Annotated in this window: 1 protein-coding gene; it reads right to left on the minus strand. The window is 65.7% G+C overall.

Translation table 11 applies throughout. The features are described from left to right. Nucleotides 1-236, minus strand: a 236-nt coding sequence (locus ACSNOK_RS36235) for an alpha/beta hydrolase (protein ID WP_436784895.1), incomplete at both ends; no start/stop codon positions are given.

Genomic DNA, 236 nt, shown 5'->3' on the forward strand with positions numbered 1-236 from the left:
GTCTCGACGACGAGTTGGGACCCCATCGAATGCCCCAGCAGCACAATGTCGCGGTTGCCCTGCGCGAGGTCGATGAGGAGCTCCTCGAGGTCGTCTCGCGCGATGTTGATGCTGTCGTGGTCGCGCACGTAGCCCAGCGGCTGCGCCGCCGAGGGCCATGAGAAGGTGATGTGAGGGCCAGGCGTACCGAAGTCGTGGGCCATCTGGGCATGGCGCAGGATCGCCTCGTCGTAGGT

Source organism: Streptomyces sp. URMC 126, from assembly GCF_051386555.1.
Lineage (GTDB): Bacteria > Actinomycetota > Actinomycetes > Streptomycetales > Streptomycetaceae > Streptomyces.